This is a genomic window from Paenibacillus sp. FSL R10-2199 (assembly GCF_038000235.1).
Classification (GTDB): Bacteria; Bacillota; Bacilli; order Paenibacillales; family Paenibacillaceae; genus Paenibacillus_AQ; species Paenibacillus_AQ phytohabitans.
This window is the reverse complement of sequence record NZ_JBBOBO010000001.1, coordinates 6,355,868-6,374,844: the sequence shown is the minus strand read 5'-3', so window position 1 is coordinate 6,374,844 and position 18,977 is coordinate 6,355,868. Positions and strand designations below refer to the sequence as shown.

General features: G+C 54.9%; 12 protein-coding genes. 7 read left to right on the top strand and 5 right to left on the bottom strand.

The genetic code is table 11. The features are described from left to right. Window positions 1-92: 92 nt before the first annotated feature. Window positions 93-1,040, top strand: coding sequence for a divergent polysaccharide deacetylase family protein (locus NYE33_RS27930; protein ID WP_341068490.1), 948 nt, complete (start codon window positions 93-95; stop codon window positions 1,038-1,040). On the opposite strand, the gene NYE33_RS27925 is transcribed toward NYE33_RS27930, so the two are convergent. Continuing rightward, window positions 1,027-1,824 carry an N-acetylmuramoyl-L-alanine amidase family protein gene (locus tag NYE33_RS27925; RefSeq protein ID WP_340946775.1) on the bottom strand — a complete coding sequence of 266 codons (798 nt, stop codon included), beginning with the start codon at window positions 1,822-1,824 and terminating at the stop codon, window positions 1,027-1,029. The two genes, NYE33_RS27930 and NYE33_RS27925, sit on opposite strands and share 14 nt — an antisense overlap. Window positions 1,825-2,019: 195 nt before the next feature. On the opposite strand from NYE33_RS27925, the gene NYE33_RS27920 reads away from it, so the two are divergent. After that, window positions 2,020-2,208 (top strand): YqzE family protein, encoded by a 189-nt coding sequence (locus tag NYE33_RS27920; protein ID WP_042135853.1) that lies wholly within the window; start codon window positions 2,020-2,022, stop codon window positions 2,206-2,208. A gap of 129 nt (window positions 2,209-2,337) precedes the next feature. Here the strand turns inward: NYE33_RS27920 and NYE33_RS27915 are convergent, their stop codons facing one another. The 3 genes from NYE33_RS27915 to NYE33_RS27905 all read right to left on the bottom strand — a co-directional run bounded on the left by NYE33_RS27915 (window position 2,338) and on the right by NYE33_RS27905 (window position 6,420). Beyond that, window positions 2,338-3,405, bottom strand: a complete 1,068-nt coding sequence (locus NYE33_RS27915) for a hypothetical protein (RefSeq protein WP_341068488.1) — start codon at window positions 3,403-3,405, stop codon at window positions 2,338-2,340. Between the two features lie 193 nt (window positions 3,406-3,598). Next, the gene (locus NYE33_RS27910) at window positions 3,599-4,675 is read right to left on the bottom strand and encodes a YqhG family protein (RefSeq protein ID WP_042135856.1); all 1,077 of its coding nucleotides are present in this window, start codon (window positions 4,673-4,675) and stop codon (window positions 3,599-3,601) included. Further along, the gene (locus NYE33_RS27905) at window positions 4,675-6,420 is read right to left on the bottom strand and encodes a DEAD/DEAH box helicase (protein ID WP_341068486.1); all 1,746 of its coding nucleotides are present in this window, start codon (window positions 6,418-6,420) and stop codon (window positions 4,675-4,677) included. The genes NYE33_RS27910 and NYE33_RS27905 overlap by 1 nt, the downstream gene beginning before the upstream one ends. A gap of 550 nt (window positions 6,421-6,970) precedes the next feature. Here NYE33_RS27905 and NYE33_RS27900 point away from each other — a divergent pair. Further along, a complete protein-coding gene (locus NYE33_RS27900; RefSeq protein WP_341068484.1) occupies window positions 6,971-9,622 on the top strand; it encodes an adenosylcobalamin-dependent ribonucleoside-diphosphate reductase in 2,652 nt (883 codons plus the stop codon). 249 nt (window positions 9,623-9,871) lie between these two features. On the opposite strand, the gene NYE33_RS27895 is transcribed toward NYE33_RS27900, so the two are convergent. Then, window positions 9,872-10,234 carry a DUF3221 domain-containing protein gene (locus NYE33_RS27895; protein WP_341068483.1) on the bottom strand — a complete coding sequence of 121 codons (363 nt, stop codon included), beginning with the start codon at window positions 10,232-10,234 and terminating at the stop codon, window positions 9,872-9,874. Window positions 10,235-10,432: 198 nt separating this feature from the next. Here NYE33_RS27895 and loaP point away from each other — a divergent pair, with 198 nt between their 5' ends. From loaP to NYE33_RS27875, 4 genes are all read left to right on the top strand, one after another. After that, entirely contained in the window at window positions 10,433-11,095 is a 663-nt protein-coding gene (loaP, locus tag NYE33_RS27890; protein ID WP_341068482.1) for an antiterminator LoaP, read from the top strand. 423 nt (window positions 11,096-11,518) lie between these two features. Beyond that, window positions 11,519-12,778 (top strand): hydroxymethylglutaryl-CoA synthase family protein, encoded by a 1,260-nt coding sequence (locus NYE33_RS27885; RefSeq protein ID WP_042135866.1) that lies wholly within the window; start codon window positions 11,519-11,521, stop codon window positions 12,776-12,778. Continuing rightward, complete coding sequence (locus NYE33_RS27880) at window positions 12,775-13,542, top strand: enoyl-CoA hydratase/isomerase (RefSeq protein ID WP_042135868.1); 768 nt, start codon at window positions 12,775-12,777, stop codon at window positions 13,540-13,542. The genes NYE33_RS27885 and NYE33_RS27880 overlap by 4 nt, the downstream gene beginning before the upstream one ends. A 3-nt stretch (window positions 13,543-13,545) precedes the next feature. Beyond that, a complete protein-coding gene (locus NYE33_RS27875; RefSeq protein WP_341068480.1) occupies window positions 13,546-18,966 on the top strand; it encodes an AprA-related methyltransferase in 5,421 nt (1,806 codons plus the stop codon). Window positions 18,967-18,977 lie beyond the last annotated feature (11 nt).

Genomic DNA, 18,977 nt, shown 5'->3' with positions numbered 1-18,977 from the left:
TGTTAATTATTGCGTAACTTCAGCGTACATATTTATCCTCCGTGAGCCAAACAATGAGAACAATTGTTGAATCACGAAGGAGGTGTTCCATTTTGGAGAAAAGCAAGCACAGCGTAAAGCACATCATTCTCTATCCTTTGGCCGCCGTAGTTGTTCTGATGACCACGCTGATTCCGTCAGCGCCTCAGTCCGTATCTGCCGCATCGCAACCTGGTGGGCACTCTGCCCGTAACCTTGAAGCTGCAGTCTCCACGCTCCGTCCGGTAACTGATACGCATGCAGACAGCAGCGGAAACAGCGGTTCAGTTGACCGGCAGGTGGAGAATAAGAAGTTGCCCAACCGGGTGGCCATCATTGTCGATGATTTCGGCAACAACATGCGGGGCACGGAGGAGATGTTCAAGCTGCCGGTCAAGATTACCGTTGCGGTGATGCCATTCCTGCCCTCGAGCGAGCAGGATGCACGCCGTGCGCATGAGCTTGGCTTCGATGTCCTGGTTCATCTGCCGATGGAGCCGCGCCAGGGCAAGCCGGAATGGCTTGGACCGGGAGCGGTGCTGACCAGGATGAGTGATGCAGAAGTCCGCCAGAGGGTGGAGGCGGCGCTTGAGAATGTTCCTTATGCGATTGGCATTAACAACCATATGGGCTCCAAGGTGACCGGTGACGAGCGGGTGATGGGTATTGTGCTCGCGGTATGCAAGGAGCGCGGACTTTTCTTCGTAGACAGCCATACCAATTATCGCTCAGTTGCCGGTAAAATAGCCCGGGAGCTGGGGCTCCCGCCAGTGGAGAACCACATTTTCCTGGACGACGTGCATTCTGCGAGCCATGTGGTTAAGCAGATGAAGCTGGTCCAGGAGCGGGCCCTGAACCAGAGATACTGCGTGACGATTGGCCATGTCGGCATTCAAGGCAAAGAAACCGCAGCGGGCATCCGCAGCGGCATTGCCGGAATGAAGGACAGCGTTGAGTTTATCGGAATCTCCGAGCTTGTCCGGGAAGAGTGGAAATGGAATTCGCAGGTCACACTTCCATAAGGTACGCCGCAATTCCGTTGGCAACCGCCTCGGCAATCTCTTCCTGACCCTTCGGGGTGCACAGCTTCTCGCGGTCCGCCGGACTGCTTACAAATCCCGCCTCGACGATAACCGTTGTGGCGGTTATTTTGTTGAGCAGGTAGAAGGGTTTGCCTTGTCTGGGGTCATTCTTCATTCCATACAGCCCGTTCAGCTGATCCTGAATCAATCTGGCCAGCAGGAAGCTGCGCCCTTCCTGGCGGTACAAGACAAGCGGACCATGCTTGGAGGGTGACTTTGCCCAATTGATATGAATGCTGACCACGACATTCGCCGGCAGCGTTTCGGCCAGTTCCTTGCGCTGGGCCAGATCACGCAGGTGCCGGGATTTACTGCGCAGCCAGAGATTCTCATCGCTCGGCGCATAATCGCCGGTCCGGTTCAATATGGCATCGAAGCCGTCACTGCGCAGCAGGAGAAACAGCCGGCGTGAGATCGCCAGGGTAATATCCTTCTCCAGGATGGTGCCGTGTGAGGTTCCGCCGTCAATCCCTCCGTGTCCGGCATCAATCAGAATGATCCGCTGGTCATGACCGAGCATATGCTGGCGGTCTGACGGGTTGTCGGTTAAGTGGTTTACTCCCGGTGTGGCGGCCAGGATGGTCCCTGCATGTCCAGCTGTCAGCAGAGTCAGCACCGCTATCGAAGCCAGTATCCTCCGCAGCCTTCGCCCTAGCCGGAAATGTTGCCCAGGACGGCAGGCCCCTCCTGCATGATCTTCTTGTAAATGTTCCGAAATTCTCAAGTGAATAACCTCCCTGCCGGAATCATCATCAGTATCTTAGGTGGAATCTCTGTTAGATTGTGCCTTAACAGCCAAACCTATACGAAGGTTAGCGGTTCCGGTTTAGAGAGCGGGGATTTGGAGCACACTAAAGTCATGGAGAAAAGGCAGGGCAGCAGGCGGCGACCCGCCAGCGCCTGCATGGGAGGGATAGTAATGGCATCCAGCGGAGATGATCTGGTCAAATACATTACGGAGAAAGTAGTCATATATATGGAGGACCCGCGCGCCGTACATGCAAGACGGAAGGCAGAGAAGCAGCCCTGGGCCGAGAAATGGTTCGGCACGCTGCCGCTCGCCTGGTCCGTCTGGCGCAGCAAATGGAGCCGCAAGGATCGGGAGTAGCCAGCCTAGCAGCGCCGCAGCTCACCCGAATTCCGAAACAGCCTTCCCTTAAAGCCGCTTGACACGGCTGAAGGGAAGGCTGTTTGGCATGTACAGCTGTATATAGGATTATCGCTGAAACCTTCAATATTAATGCGGCGCCGCGCCGAGCGCCGTTCCTCCTGATAGCGGCAGCGGCGGCTTGTGGAAGGTTCCGTACTTCTGGAGGGCCGTGAGCGGAAGGTACCGCTTCGCTCCTGGACCGGCAGCGGCGTATATAACTGCTGGTTCAGCACCCGCCTTACTTCCGGCGGAGGCCGTAAGCCAGCTCTGGCAGCCTGTAATCATGAACGGAGCACCCAAGGCATCATTGCGTCCTGTCGACTGGAAGGCAAGGCTGCCCCGGTTTTTAAGCAAAGTATTTAAGCTGGCTTCGCTGATATTCTTCAGTTCAGGAGCGGTCAGCCACTGTAAATCTGCATACGGGTCATCCTGACCGCTGCTAAGCAGAGCGGGCAAGGGAGCGCGGACTTGTTGTCCAGACCCGGTGTACACCACCAGGGCATTAGCATCAAGCTGGCCGTCCAGGATACGGTTTGCCTGGCTAAGGCTCCAAGGCAGTACCTGCAGTACTGAGGCATTGAGATACAGCGTCTTGTCCGCAAGCGTGAGCTTCCAGACCGGCAGCAGCGGAGCGTACAGCGCCGATAGTTCTATTTTACCTGAATAAGAGGAGGTAATCAGTCCTTCCTGCACCAGATACTGGCGCAGATCACTCATACTATAAGGGAGACCATAGGTACCGGCTCCGTATTCACTCAGCAGATATTTGCCCCCGTCCGCAGCAGAAATAATGAGATATCCGATCCGCTGCTCCCCGTTCATCACATTGACCAGCCAGCTGCGTGTGCCCGGCCCGAGTGGATAGACCTCAGTTCCGGCATTCTTCCATTCCTTAAACGGAGCATCCGCCGACAATTGGCTAATTGTGAGACGGGTGAAATCCTGCAAGCTTTCAGATGCGGGCGCCTGTGTCATCACAAGTCCGGGCAGCAGCTCCTGCAGGACGGCTTGTGTGACAGTGGCCCGGCTGCCTATAGACGCGAGCGCCGGAGGCGGGGAGGCGCTCGCGGCGAACAGAGTCAGCCCGAGAGTCAGACAGAGGAGCAGGCGGGTACGCCGCCCTAGCGGCCCCTTCTGCTTCGCTTTGATTTTCATGTTATCGTTCACCTTTCCTGTTCCAAAGGTTAATCGCAAGAATTACCGGGTCCGGCAAGCCGGAGCCCGGGAGGTTCTGCTTCATACTTTTAATTGTAGGGGACAAGCCTTGAAAAGGCTGTTGCTTACTGTCGCGGCAGCCTGCAGGAATTCCGCTGTTTTTTTGTTTGCTTTTAGCGAGCCGGGTCGCATTCTATGTGCTGCGCAGGTGAAACAGCCCGTACGTTACGGCAGAAACTGCAATCTGCGGCTCATACTGCCAGGTGGTCTCTTTGCGGCGGCGGTTGTATTGCTCCTCTATGCCGAGGCGTTTCTCCTCATCCTGCTCCTTCAGCAGCTCCTCATAATAGATATCCACGATGCTCAGCTCTAGACGCAGGCGTTCGCGGGCTTCCTCGGCCCAGGTGTAATCCAGCAGAGCCAGCTTCGAGGTCAGATATCCCTCCAGCCTGTCGGCTCCGGCAGTAACGGACAGCTCGGAAGGCTGGATGTGGATATTCTCCGGCAGCCTTGGCGTAAGCTCCCGCGAAGCCAGCCGGGCCTCGAAGTCCGGAACAATCAGCCCGGAGGTCAGTGACACCGCGATGAAATGCAGCTCTTCACGCTTAAGATCACAGGTCATCTCCACCTTATAGCAGACGGCAAGCCAAGGCTCGTAGGCGGCTGAGAACAGCGTGGTCCGCTGCCGGAGTCCCGGGTCCTCGAACAGCTGCAGGCATTTGCCCTCATCCCGTGCCGCTGACCAGATCTGCCGCAGGCGCTTGCTGCCGTAGGTCACATCCTCGCGGCGGATCATGCCCGGCCCGATGCGCGGCAGCTGCGGGACGATGCCGAAGTACCGGGCGAGGATGCTGTCCTCCGGATCAGCGGAGACCCCGGGCGGCACCACGCCTCCGGGTGCAGCTGCCGGTGCGGCGCCAGGCTCCGCGCCTGCCTCAGCATCCGCAGCACCCGCCGCGCCGATGCCGCCCGTCAGAGGTCCTGCCGCCGGGCGGACCGCCCCGCCGCGCGGACGGGCCGCAGGCGCAGCTGCCTGCGCGGCCAGTTCATCGTACTTCTCCGGATCGAAGACGAAGCTGAAGGACAGGGTCTCCGGATCTACGCCGGTGCGCTCCACGAATCCCCAATAATAAGGGCGGTCCGTCAGCATCCGGTCCGCGCGCGGCGAGAGCTTCACCGTCACATGCAGCGGAGAGGATTCGAGAATCGTACACTCTGTCGCTTCCAGGTAATCCATGACCTGTTTACGTACTTCCACAGGGGTCAGCATTAAGGAGCCACCTCGCTTTCATCCAGATTGGCATGGGTCAGCTCGCTGAGTGAATCGCCGATCTGATCCAGCTCGCTGCGCAGCTCCTCGTCGCTGCGGGCTTCGAGGACGATTTTATATAAGCTTTTCTCAAGCGACTCCTTCTTCTCGAAGCGTTCCAGGATAACATCCAGCCCGCCGATGACCATCTCGAACATATTGATTTTTTCGTGCAGCAGGTGAAGAATATGCTCCTCGATCGTGCCTTCGGTAGAGAGATTGTAGATAACTACATCGTTCTCCTGGCCAAGCCGGTGTACCCGGCCGATCCGCTGCTCTACGCGCATGGGGTTCCAGGGGAGGTCGAAGTTGATCATATGGTGGCAGAACTGCAGATTGATCCCTTCGCCGCCTGCTTCCGTAGCAATCATTACCTGGGCGCGCCCGCGGAAGAGGTCCATCATCCAGTCCTTTTTGCCGCGGTTCATCCCGCCGGAGTAAGTGACACACTGCAGTCCATGCTCACGGAAATATTGCAGCAGATATTCCTGGGTCGCGCGGTATTCGGTGAAGACGATGACCTTCTCGTTCATTTGGCGGATCAGCTCCATCGTCTTCTCCGCTTTGGTATTCGTCTTAACAGTACGAATCGTCTGGAGCAGCCCCATCATGCGCTCACGTTTCGGTGAATCCGCCGGAAGCTTCTTGATCAGATTCACAAGCGTGACGAACACCGCATCCCGGCTGCTGCATACCTCGCGCTGGAGCGTAACCAGGGAGAGCATGCTGCTGAGATTGCCGCCCGCTTCCTGATATTGGTCTTTGACAAAGGCGGTGACGCCGTCATATAATTCTTTCTCCTCTAAAGAGAGGGTAAGCGGGATATTGCGCACTTTGCGCTTCGTGAAGTTCACGGGACCCTCGCCGCGGCGGTTGCGGATCATCACCTTGGAGAGCTCGCCCCTCAGCTGGACTTCGTTCTTAGGCTGGCGTTTATCGACCACGAAATTGGTGGCAAAATCCCCCTGATTCCCGAGCTGTCCCGGCTTCAGTAATGTGATCAGATTGAACAGCTCGCCGAGATCATTCTGCACGGGAGTGGCGGTGAGCAGCAGGCAGTACTTTTTGCGCAGCTGCTGTACGAACAGATAGTTTGTTGATTTCTTATTCTTCAGCTTATGGGCCTCGTCGATAATCAGCATGTCGAATTCATGGCTCAGCAGCATCTCCTTGTGCGGATCACGCTTCGCCGTATCCATGGAGGCGACAACAATGTCGTTGCCCCAGGAGTAAGCTTTCTTCTGTGCCACGGCTGAAATACCGAATTTACTGTTCAGCTCGCGCACCCACTGCAGGACAAGAGACGCAGGGACAAGGATCAGAACTTTACTTACGAGCCCGCGCACCAGATACTCCTTGAGGATCAGTCCGGCTTCTATCGTCTTGCCTAGCCCTACTTCGTCTGCCAGAATGGCCCGGCCTGACATTTCAAACAGCACCTTATGGGCGGTATCCAGCTGGTGGGGAAGCGGGGATAACCCGGACAGATGCTTCAGACACTGCAGCTCATCGAAGCTCGTAACGAGGCCCGATTGCTCTCCTTGTATGGCCAGCCGGGATAATCTCCAGTCTCCCCAGGGTCCGCCTTTATCGAGCTTCGACTCCAGGTCCTGCAGCCAGTTACGCTCAAAGGACAGAGGAACAGGCAGCAGCGGGGCAGGCGTACTTCCCCCTTGCGGCAAGGAATTGCGGAATAATTGCGTCATGTTGCAGCCTCCTCCGGCGCGGTTTCATATCGAAATGCGTAGCAGTAGTATGCGCGTAAAAGAGAGATTTCATAACCTGCTATCCTCCGGCTGCTGCCGTGGAGTAATATTGCGGAGCCTTGCAGCGGTACTGCTGCTGGTGCTGCGGCGGCTTCCGCGGATCTTGAATATCCGTGGCGGAATCTGTCTTCCGGGCCCGGAAGCTTATCAATCTGGAACCTGTAAAAAAGCGAGAAAGAGGGAGAAAATCCACTATCTTTTACCGTTTTTCCGAAATTCCCGCCATGGGCCGCTTTTTTGGAAAAAGAACTCTGATACAATATGTGGTATAGTTGAAAAGCTGATGTATACAATATATTGTTACAAAAGCTTGAAAATTTGATTATTCGCGGGTTTTTGCGGTTATTTGTTATTGACAAGAGGAACTTCCGCTGTACATGCAGGCTGCGGCTACCCTGCCGCTGGAAGTTCTTGTTGTGGGTTACAAAAAGTCTAAGCCCACACCAAGGAACGGAAGTATTACCTATCAATCATCCGGGAGGTTTTTCTATTGAGTACAGTGGAACGCAAGCAGCGTCTTGAGGGGCTGAGTGAGAAAATATTTTTGGACCGTTATGCCTGGAAGGACGCGGACAGCAATAATGCCAAGGTAGGCGATGTGGTGCTTGTCCTGACGAAGGATGATCCGAAATTTCCAACCAAGGAGGTTGGCGAGATTGTTGAGCGCACAGGCCGGATTGTTACGGTGAAGACCCGCAGCGGTGAACTCGTGCAATCGGATGTGGAGAAGCTGACACTGAATATTGAGAAGACCCCGGAGGAAATGTGGGACCGTCTTGCGGCAGCCATGGCTTCCGTAGAGCAGACTCCCGAGCTTCAGGAAGAGTGGACAGGCAAGTTCCGCTCTATTCTTGATGACTGGAAGCTGGTACCGGGCGGTCGGATTGCGGCAGGTGCCGGAGCAAGCGAGGAGCTTACGCTGTTCAACTGTTATGTTGTTCCTTCCCCGAAAGACAGCCGCGGGGGCATCATGCAGACGCTCTCCGAAATGACCGAGATTATGGCCCGCGGCGGCGGTGTAGGTATTAACTTATCCTCGCTGCGCCCGCGCCGCGCGATTGTAAGAGGCGTGAACGGATCATCCAGCGGCTCAGTGTCCTGGGGCGGTCTTTTCAGCTATACGACCGGACTGATTGAGCAAGGCGGAAGCCGCCGCGGCGCGCTGATGCTGATGATTAATGACTGGCATCCGGATGTGGTGGACTTCATTACCGTGAAGCAGACGATGGGTCAGGTAACCAATGCCAACCTGTCGGTATGCGTGAGCAATGCCTTCATGAAAGCCGTCAAGGAGGATCTGGACTGGGAGCTGGTCTTCCCGGATACCACCGATCCGGATTACGATACAATCTGGGACGGCGATCTGGATAAATGGAAAGCAGACGGCCGCCGCGTCATTCCTTACCGTACCGTAAGAGCACGCGATGTGTGGCATACGATTATCGAATCGGCCTGGAAGTCGGCTGAGCCGGGCGTAGTGTTCATGGAATATTACAACCAGATGTCCAACAGCTGGTATTTCAACCCGATTATCTGCACCAATCCATGCGGTGAGCAGGGTCTGCCGGGCTGGGGCGTGTGCAATCTGTCGGCCGTCAACCTCTCCAAGTTCTACGATGCGGAGAATCACGACGTGGACTGGGCAGATCTGGCGACAACGACCCGCTATTCCGTGCGTTTCCTGGACAATGTCATCGACAAGACACCTTATCATTTCCCGGAAAATGAAGCCAACCAGAAGCTCGAACGCCGCGTAGGACTTGGCACAATGGGATTGGCTGAGCTGATGATCAAGCTGAATATCCGTTACGGCAGCCCGGAATCCCTGGAGTTCCTGGACAAGCTCTACGGCTTCATGGCCCGCGAAGCTTATTTGGCCTCTGCTGAGATCGCTGGCGTGAAGGGATCTTTCCAGGCTTTTGATACCGATAAATATCTGCAGAGCGGCTTCATGCGTAATATCACCGAGGTCTATCCGGAAGTCGGCGAATCCATCCGTAAGCACGGCATGCGCAACGTTACAGTGATTACCCAGGCACCTACAGGTAGTACTGGAACCATGGTCGGCACTTCGACCGGTATCGAGCCTTATTTCGCATTCAAATATTACCGCCAGAGCCGTCTGGGCTATGACGAGCAGTTCGTGCCGATTGCCCAGGAATGGCTGGAAGCCCATCCGGGTGAAGAGCTCCCTGAATACTTCGTTACTTCGATGGATCTGTCCGCTAAGGATCATATCCGTGCACAGGCTGCCATTCAGCGCTGGGTGGATAGCTCAATCTCCAAGACGGCGAACTGCCCGTCCGACTTCACCGTAGAAGAGACTGCCGAGCTGTACGAAATGGCCTTCGACCTGGGCTGCAAAGGTGTAACGATCTACCGTGACGGCAGCCGTGACATACAGGTATTGGAAACGACTAAGAAGGAAGAAAAGAAAGACGCTCCGGCGGCAGTTGAGACTGCTGAAGCTGAGCCAGTGGAAGCTGAAGCTGCTCCGGCTCCGGTCACAGTTGCAGCAGCACCTGCACCGCAGCCTGCGGCTAATGTAGTGGACAAACAATACAAGAAACGCCCGCAGGTGCTGCGCGGCGCTACTTATAAGATCAACACGCCATTCGGTATGGCGTATATCACCATCAATGATCTCGACCGCACGCCGGCCGAAATCTTCCTGAACGTCGGCAAAGCCGGCTCCGACGTGTTCGCTATGGCGGAAGCACTGGGCCGCGTCTGCTCGCTGTTCCTGCGTTACGGCGACCACGGCGAGAAGGTCGAGCTGCTGATTAAGCATCTCAAAGGCATCGGCGGCTCCGGCGCCATCGGCTTCGGTGCGAACCGCGTCGAGTCCATCGCCGACGCTGTAGCCAAGGCGCTGGAAACCCATGTGCTGAACAACGCCCATGACGATCACGTGCCTGCACCTATCGCAGCTACACTGGAGCTTGATTTCAATGAAGCGATGAACGCCGAGCTGAAATCAAGTGTTCCAGCTACGGCTACTGATGATGGGCACGGGGGCCATGGTGCGCATAGCCATGCGACTGCTTCGCGGGATCTCTGCCCTTCCTGCGGAAGTGCATCGCTGATTAATATTGAGGGATGTAAGACTTGCGGGAATTGCGGGTATAGCCGGTGCGGGTGAGTAGATTATTGGCATGATGATAAGACTGACTCATTAAAATGAGTACTTTCGCAACGGATTCTGCCAAGTGCTTTAAATAGGAGAAATATTTAATGATTCCCGGTGAGGCAATTCCCTCATCGGGAATTTTTGTGTGGAGCAGCTCTCTGGAAATACTAATAGTGGTTGTGAGTAGCTTTAGTCTCACATCAAAAAGCACCGCTTCTTATTAGAAACGATGCTTTGATCTGCTGGATTTTATTTATTGAATCAATTACTAATTTTAGTGATTTTCTTGGCAGTTACTTGTGCCGGATAAGAATCATCGCTCGCGGTATAGGTTATTTCAATCTCATCACCTTGTTTGAATCTAGAGGGGGAAACTTTACTTACCCAAATGACCTTAGTGTACTCATTAGAATTGAGAAGTTCTTTGGAACTCTTCTTCGAATCCTCTTCTTTTAAGCCAGATATAACTAGCAGTCTTTTATTTTCTATATCTATTGTGTGTACAGTTCCAATAAATACTTCAGCATCCTTACTGCAAGAAGTAAGCAAGAACAAACAAATGAAAATTAAGATAGGAATTTTATTAAGGATAGTATTTTTAAAGATAGTGTTTTTTTGGACCATTGATTTCTCCTTTTAATTTATGACATTTGATGAGGGATATATACTGGATTTCTGTTAACATCAGAATGTTCAGAAGCAAATGCTGCAAATAAATGAAGAATTAGAAATAGCGCAATGATTCTAGTAACTGATCGTTGAAGACTCCTAACCTTTGGTATATAATGAGTAAAATAGCAATTATATAATTTCTTTTCTAATATGTTGATTATAACAAGTTTGGGCATTCATTCACCGGAAAGTCCGCCTGTCTCTAATCTTTTACTATTGGGGGATATTATGAGCTGGTACGTATTATTCGTTCGAAACGGCTGCGAAGACCGTGTGAAGTCATCTCTGCAGCGGCTATTTTCCGGAGAGATGCTCCGCTGCGTCGTTCCCAAGAAGCAAATTTCGGAAAGAAGAGCCGGTCAATATGATTTAATTGAAAGACTGTTATTTCCGGGCTATGTGTTCATCCAGACTCAAATGAATTACTCTACCTATTATATCCTTCAGAAGAACCCCCATGTCTACCGGTTATTAAACTACTGCAGCCGCAAGGATCTTATCTATAAGCACCAAGCTATGAATGATTTGGAGAACTCTGAGGAGCAGTATTTTAAGCAAATACCGGAAGAGGAGATTAGTCCTATATTGGGGCTGCTCGATCATGACGATGTGGCGGAGAATTCTAGGGTGTATTTTGAGAACTCCCGTATGAACGTCGTGTCGGGCCCCTTAACTGGAAAAGAGGAGCTCGTCACCAAAGTTGACAAACGCAAAAGGCGCGCGAAGGTCAGTCTTCAGTTGTTGGGCGGTGGGAGAACGATCGATTTAGGAATTATCCTTTTGGAGCCGGAAACGAATCTTGTACAGGAATAACTTTAGCTAATGAAACCGGAAGCTGTATAACCGATGTTTCGGCACGTTATATGGCAACCGATGGACATAGGATAGAAATGGTAGTGCCTTCCGGAAGGAAGCATGAAAGGGCGAAGCTGTCGACATTATGAATTCCAAATTTCAATACATATATGTAAAGACTAGACACACCTGTGTCCGGTCTTTTTATTTTGTCCGGGAAAGGGGAATGCGGCAGTATCGTTCCGGCAGTGAACCCTAAGGGGGCCCTGCCAAAGGAAAGGAGGCGAGCAGCTCTGTCACCATAAGTATGATTTGGAAGCGTAAGGCGTTACGGATGGGGCTCGTCATGCGCTGCTGCCCGACCGGGCTCTAGCGGAATGAATACGGCTATATGTCTTAGCAGATAGGAAGAAACTTAAAGCAGAGAGGGCGAGGAATAGAATGCCTGTCGGAATTGAAGCGTTGAATATCTATGGAGGCTCCGCCTTTCTGGACGTGCTGCAGCTGGCCAAGCATCGCGGATTGGATACAACCCGGTTCGACAATTTGATGATGAAAGAGAAGGCTGTCGCGCTGCCGTTCGAAGATCCGGTCACCTTCGGCGTGAATGCGGCGAAGCCGCTAGTTGATGCGTTGCCGCCGGAAGCAAAGGATCGGATTGAACTGCTTATCACCTGTACGGAATCAGGCATCGACTTCGGCAAGTCGATTAGCACCTATATACATCATTATTTGGGTCTGAACCGGAACTGCCGGTTATTCGAGATCAAGCAGGCCTGCTACTCAGGCATCGCGGGCCTGCAGACGGCCATCAGCTTCGTGCTGTCCCAAGCATCACCGGGTGCGAAGGCGCTCGTTGTCGCGACGGATATCTCCCGCTTCATGACTGTGGAGCCGGGGGAGGTGCTGACGGCTGATTGGTCGTTCGCCGAACCGAGTGCCGGGGCCGGCGCTGTTGCTGTGCTGGTCAGCTCCCGTCCGTATGTATTTCAGATCGACGTAGGGGCGAGCGGATATTACGGCTATGAAGTAATGGACAGCTGCCGCCCGGTTCCCGACAGCGAAGCCGGCGATGCCGACTTATCCTTGATGTCTTATCTGGACTGCTGCGAGCAGACATTCCGGGAGTACAAAAAAAGGGTGCCGGAAGCCGATTACAGGGAGACCTTTCAATATCTCGCTTTCCATACCCCTTTCGGGGGAATGGTGAAGGGCGCCCACCGTTCGATGATGCGGAAGCTGGCCCAGGCGAAGCCGCCTGAAATTGAAGCGGACTTCCAAAGGCGGGTTAGGCCCGGTATGGTGTATTGCCAGCGGGTAGGCAATATTATGGGCGCGACTGCACTGCTCTCGCTGGCGAGTACGATCGATCATGCAAGTCTCGATACGCCGGGCCGAATCGGCTGCTTCTCTTACGGCTCCGGCTGCTGCTCCGAATTTTTTAGCGGAGTTGCTTCAGCTAAGGGACAGGAGCTTCAGCGCGGTTTCATGATCGGCCAACAGCTCGATGAGCGTTATCCGCTATCGATTGACGAATATGAATCGTTGTTCCAGCCTGCGAACGCGCTTCGGTTCGGCACACGCAATCTGAAGATTGATCCGGAAGTACTGCCCGGCGCACTGAAGTCTGCAAGCGGGAGTGCACGCCTTGTTCTGGAGGAAATCCGTGAATATCACCGGGAATACAGGTGGACCTCATGAACTATGACACGATTAAGGTCCGGGTTGAGGGGCAGGTCTGTTATCTTCAGCTGTACCGTCCGGAAGCCGGCAATACGATAAACGACCGGTTGGTCGAAGAATGCTCACACGCGCTGGCGCAATGTGAGGAAAGTGCGTCGGTCATTGTACTGGAAGGCATGGACGGTATTTTCTGCACAGGTGCTGACTTCAAGGGTATACATGCGAAGCTGACGGCGGGGGAGCCGCTGGGGAATCGTCCGGAGCCTTTGTATGCCCTGTGGCAGAAGCTGGCGACAGGTCCATTCATTACGATTGCCCATGTCAGAGGCAAAGCGAACGCCGGAGGGGTAGGCTTCGCAGCCGCTTGCGATATCGTGCTGGCAGACGAGAAGGCGGAGTTCAGCTTGTCCGAGCTTCTGTTCGGGCTTTTTCCTGCTTGCGTATTACCGTTTCTCATTCGGCGGACGGGCTTTCAGAAGGCTCATTACATGACCCTCACAACGAAGCCGATTCCGGTACAGGAAGCGCATGCGTGGGGGATTGTGGACGGGTACGGCCCGGACAGCGAAATGCTGCTCCGCAGGCATTTACTCCGGCTCAAGAAGCTGCCGAAACCCGCGATTGCGCATTACAAAACCTATATGAACGAGCTGCGCGGGATATTGACGACATCCAAACCGTTAGCTTTGGCGGCTAACGAGAAGATTTTCGCGGACCCCCGGAATCTGGAGAAGATTTACCGCTATGTGGAGAAGGGACAATTTCCTTGGGAGGACGAATAATCTATGCTGACGATATTGAACGATTATAGCAATGGCTATGTAGCCATTCCCGTCATTGCAGCATGCAGCAAGCAGGGACTTTTCGCGGAGCTGTCCTTGACGGACCCGGTTTCTTTTCAGGAGCTTTCCGGGAAACTGAACGCCAACAAGGGTTTTTTACGCATCGCGCTGAACATGCTTGAATCGATGCATTGGGTGGAGAGAAGCGAAGGGGATGCTTATATCCGCACGGCTTCGGCCGATGTTCATGAACAGATGCGGGAGGAAGGCGTGCCGCTGTTGTCATTTCCGATGAAATCATATTTAAAAAGAAACCCATCCAAGCTCACACTGGAGCATTGGATCGAACGGTCGGAGCGGCAGTGGGATATGCAGAACCCGGTCATGGCCCGGTTTATGGACGGCTTGCTAGTGATTCCGCTCCTCCTGGCACTGAAAGAAAACGGCCAGCTAAGCTACGGGCAAGACGGAAGCAACACGCTGCTGCTGAAGAACATGGGGGCGCGCACCCGTAAGGAGATTAAGCGTTACTTTTCACATCACGGCTGGCTGGCGCAAGTTAAGGAAGAGGATTGCCTGACTGATACGGGCCGCTTTATGGTGGACCGTATTTTCATTACCGCGGCGATGGCCGCCTACCGGCCGATGCTCATGAGTATGGACGAGATTCTGTTCGGGGATTCCAGGGCAGTCTTCGGACATGACGGGGAAGGGCATGAGCTGCATATCGACCGGACGTTGAATGTCGTGGGCAGCGGATTTCAGCATGAGAAATATTTCTCCGATATGGAGGAAATTGTCCTGGCGATATTCAACCGTGAGCCGCTCACGGAGCAGCCGAAATATATTGCCGACATGGGATGCGGGGACGGCTCCCTGCTGAAGAAGATGCATGCCATCATCCGGGACAAAACGGTCCGGGGCCGGCATTTGCAGGAATATCCGCTTAAGCTGATCGGCATCGATTATAACGGGAAGGCGCTGGACGCGACAAGCCTGACCCTGCAGGGGACGGAGCATCTGGTGCTTAAGGGCAATATTGGCGATCCGGCCCAGGTGATCCGGGATTTGAGGGAGCTGGGGATCGGGGACCCGGAGCATATTCTGCATGTCCGTTCGTTTCTCGATCATGACCGCCCCTACCTGCCGCCGGCAGATCAGGTGTCGGCCGCTGCCCGCTCGCGGGTCCGTTTCGACCAGCCGTATACCGATTCGGAAGGGAATGAGATTCCGGGAACCGACGTGTTTCAAAGCCTGGTGGAGCATCTGGAACGCTGGGCATCCGTCATGGGTAAGGACGGTATAATCATTCTGGAGGTACACGGCCTGGAGACGCGGACTGTACGCGATTATATAAGCAAATGCGAAAGCTTGCATTTCGATGCCTACCACGCTTTCTCCCAGCAGCTTCTTGTAAGTGCAGAGCAGTTTCTAATGGCCGCATCCGAGGCGGGCTTGTTTCCGGATTCTAATTATTTCCGCAAATACCCAAAGACGATGCCCTTCGGCCGTATTACCTTGAACCGGTTCGAACGGAGAGACTATAGAATCCGGTATGCCCGTCTGGACGATATGCCGGCTCTAGAGGAGCTGGAGGAGGCATGCTGGGAGCCGGATCTTCGGACACCGCCCTCCTCCATCCGGAGCAGATGGGAGCAGGACCCGGCGGGTCAGCTTGTCCTTGAAGTGGATGGAAGAATAGCCGGAGCGGTGTACTCCCAGAGAATTGGAGCATCCGGGCATCTGAGGCAGGCTTCCTTCGGCCGGTTGGAAGAGCTGCAAGAGGAGAATGGACCGGTAGTCCAGCTGCTTGGACTGAACATTCTGCCCGGGATGCAGCACCGGAATTTGGGGGACCAGCTGCTGGAATTTATGCTGCTGCGATGCAGCCTGATTAGCGGAGTACATATCGTAGCAGGCATTACCCGGTGCAAGAATTACTCGCGGAATTCCGGGGTCCCGCTGGAGGATTATATCCGGCTGCGCAACGAGCATGGCAGCCCGGCGGACCCGAATTTAAGATTTCACGAATGGCATGGGGCGGAGATTAAGCAATTGATACCGGGCTACCGGCCGCTCGATACCGCGAACGAGGGTCAAGGCGTCTGGATCGAATACGATTTGCAGCACCGGCATCAGAAGCTTAAGCATGCAGCATCGCCTTCGCCTGAAGTAGTGAAAGCGTTACCCGCAGTGCAGATGCCGCAGCCGGCCAGAAATGTCCCATCCCGAAACGGCTTGATCCGCGACTACGTGACGAAGGTTATCGGTCTCGTCCTGGGGGGCGGTCAAGAATTCTCCATGGACCAGCCTTTGATGGAGATGGGACTGGATTCGGCGGATCTGCTGGAGCTGAACGAACGGATCAGCCACGAGTTTTCTGTCCGATTGGAGCCGGCCTTTTTCTTTCAATATAATACGCCGCAGCTCATCGTTGCTTACTTGGAGGATCAGGCTGCCCCTCAGGAGCCGCAAGCCGAAGAGGAGGTTGCCGCTGTGAAGCCCGTTGATGCTCCGGATTGCACGGATAGCGGGAACCTGCGTCAAGCTGCTGCCAGGATTGGCGAAGCGGCACCGGATAACGGTATCGCTATCGTTGCCGCCGCCTGCCGGTTTCCCGGAGGCGTGTCCAATCTGGATGAACTGTGGGAGCTGCTGCAGGAAGGAAGAAACGCCGTCGGGCGTATGCCGGACGGCAGATGGGAGTGGCCGGATTCCGTCGATACGGCTCAATCCCATAGGGGGATCGATAGGGGCGGTTTTTTGGACGATATTTCGGGCTTCGATCCTTCGTTTTTCCGGATATCCCCGAAGGAAGCCGAATGGATTGACCCGCAGCAGCGTCTGCTGCTTGAGCTTGCCTGGGAATGCTTTGAACACGCAGGTTATCCGGCCAAGGAGCTGGCCGGAAGCGATACAGGCGTGTTTATCGGGGCCAGCGGCTCTGATTATCAGAGGCTGCTGGATAAGCACGAGGTTTACTACGGTCCCGGCGCTTCTATGGCGGCCCTGCCGAACCGCCTTTCGTATTATTTTAATCTGCATGGCCCGAGTCTGTTGATCGATACGGCCTGCTCCAGCTCGCTTGTAGCCATACATGAGGCCGTACGTTCCATGACCGACGGGGAATGCGGGCAGGCGCTTGTGGGCGGCATCCATCTGATGTGCCACCCGGCCAACAGCATCACCTATTACCAGGCGGGGATGCTGTCGAAGGACGGCGCCTGCCGCACGTTCGATGCCGAAGCGAACGGATACGTGCGCGGGGAAGGAGCCGGCATGGTGCTGCTGAAGCCGCTTGATCAAGCGCTGCGGGATCAGGATACCATCCTTGCCGTTATCAAAGGCACGGCCGTTAACCATGGCGGCCAGGCCGGCGGACTTACGGTTCCGAATCCGGCCAAGCAGGCCGATCTGGTAGCCGCCGCTCTTCTTAAGGCTGGCTTTGCTCCCGAAACGGTCGGCTATATCGAAGCGCACGGAACGGGCACTTCGCTCGGTGATCCGGTGGAGATCGGCGGCTTGAAGGAGGCGTTCACCAGGCTGTCCGGCGGTAAAACGGAGGATTCCCCGCAGCCTTACTGCGGTTTAGGCTCGATTAAGACGAATATCGGACATCTCGAGGGAGCTGCGGGGATCGCCGGGCTGCTTAAGCTTGTGGTCAGCATGCGGAACCGGAGTATTCCGGCTTCACTGCATTTTCATGTGCTGAATCCGCATTGCTCGCTGGACCAGTCCCCCTTCTTTGTTGCCTCGGAGCAGCAGTCCTGGCCTTTGCCGGATGGTCATCCGCTGCGCAGGGGAGGCGTCAGCAGCTTCGGGTCCGGAGGTACGAATGCCCATGTGCTGGTGGAAGAAGCGCCGGAGCGGAAGATTCTGTCCCCGCTGGACCGTACGCACGAACTGCTGTGCGTATCCGCTAAATCGGAGCAAGCGTTGCAGAACCGGGCGAGAGATTTACTGCTATGGCTCGAACGGAATGGAGGATCGTACCGGATCGCCGAAGTATGCGCCGCATTGCTGAACGGCAGGGAGCATTTCGCAGGGGCACGGGCCGCCTTCGTCGTTCAGAGCCGGGAAGACATGAAGGATAAGCTCGAGGCGCTGCTTGAAGGACGCGATTCGGGCGGGTATTTCAGTGCCGGGCACCTTGGTGTGAATGGGAAATTCCGCCGTCAACCGCTCTTCGAAGAGCTGGGACAGGGCATTATCAGGGAAATAGAATCGGTACGGGGCGCGGCCCTGGAGAACGGACTGCACGCGTTGGCGGAGCTGTACGCGGCAGGCTACGATCTTGATTGGCAGGCGATGTACGCCGGCGTTCCCGTTCCCCGGATTGGACTGCCGACCTACCCGTTCCAGCGGGAGCGGTATTGGATTGGTGACAGAAGGGGCAAAGTGGCTTCGGAGCAGCCGAAAGCGCCGGACACTGCGCCGGTTGGGTACGAGTCCGGTTCATACCCGGCGGTCTCCGCTCCGGCCGCGGCAAAGCCGCATGTAGAGCCGCAGACGGCTTCAACGGCTGACGCCCGCACGCAGGAAGTTTCGGAGCTGCGGGGGATAACAGCGTTGCGGCCGGTAACCGAATACGGGTCCAAGATCACCGTACAAGCGGCAGACCGTTCCAGACCGTTCATCTCGCTCAAGTTTTCCTCCGAATTGCTGCCCCCTACCGCCGGAGCGTCCAGCAGCAGGGAACCGCAGCGCAGGACGGACCTGAGCGAAGCCGGTAACGAGCACGTGTTACAGGAAGAACTGGCACTTAGCTTGGCTGAGGCGCTCTACATGAAGCGCAGCGAGATCGACCCGGTCGGGAAGTTCGTTGATTTCGGGCTGGATTCCATTATCGGGGTCGAATGGATTCAGACCCTTAACAAACGGTACGGCACGAAAATTCCGGCAACGAAAGTGTACGAGTATCCGACACTACGGGATTTTTCCGGGTATTTGGTTCAGCTGATATCCGCATCATCCGAGGGGCATATTGCTGATCTGCCGAAGGAGGAAGCCGTCCTTCACCCGCCGGTGTCCGCCCCATCCGCAGGGCCGTCGGTTCTGCTGAAGCAGCTGGCTTTAAGCTTGGCGGAAGCTTTGTATATGAAGCCTGAAGAGATTGATCCTTCCCGGAAATTTGTTGATTTGGGGCTGGATTCGGTCATCGGCGTGGAATGGATTCAGACGGTTAACCGCCTATTCGGTACAGCAATAACGGCAACCCAAATCTACGCCTATCCGACACTGTATGATTTTGCGGAATACGTACAGGAAACGCAGGCAGAAAAGGAAGGTCCGCCTAACGCGGGCACGGCTGAGGCCGAGCTGTCGGTCGACGAGATATTGGAAAAGGTATACACGGGGACGCTCGACAGCGGCCAAGCCGGTCATTACTTGCAGCAGCTTCGCTATACGGAAGCTTCAAAATAAACGATGGGAGT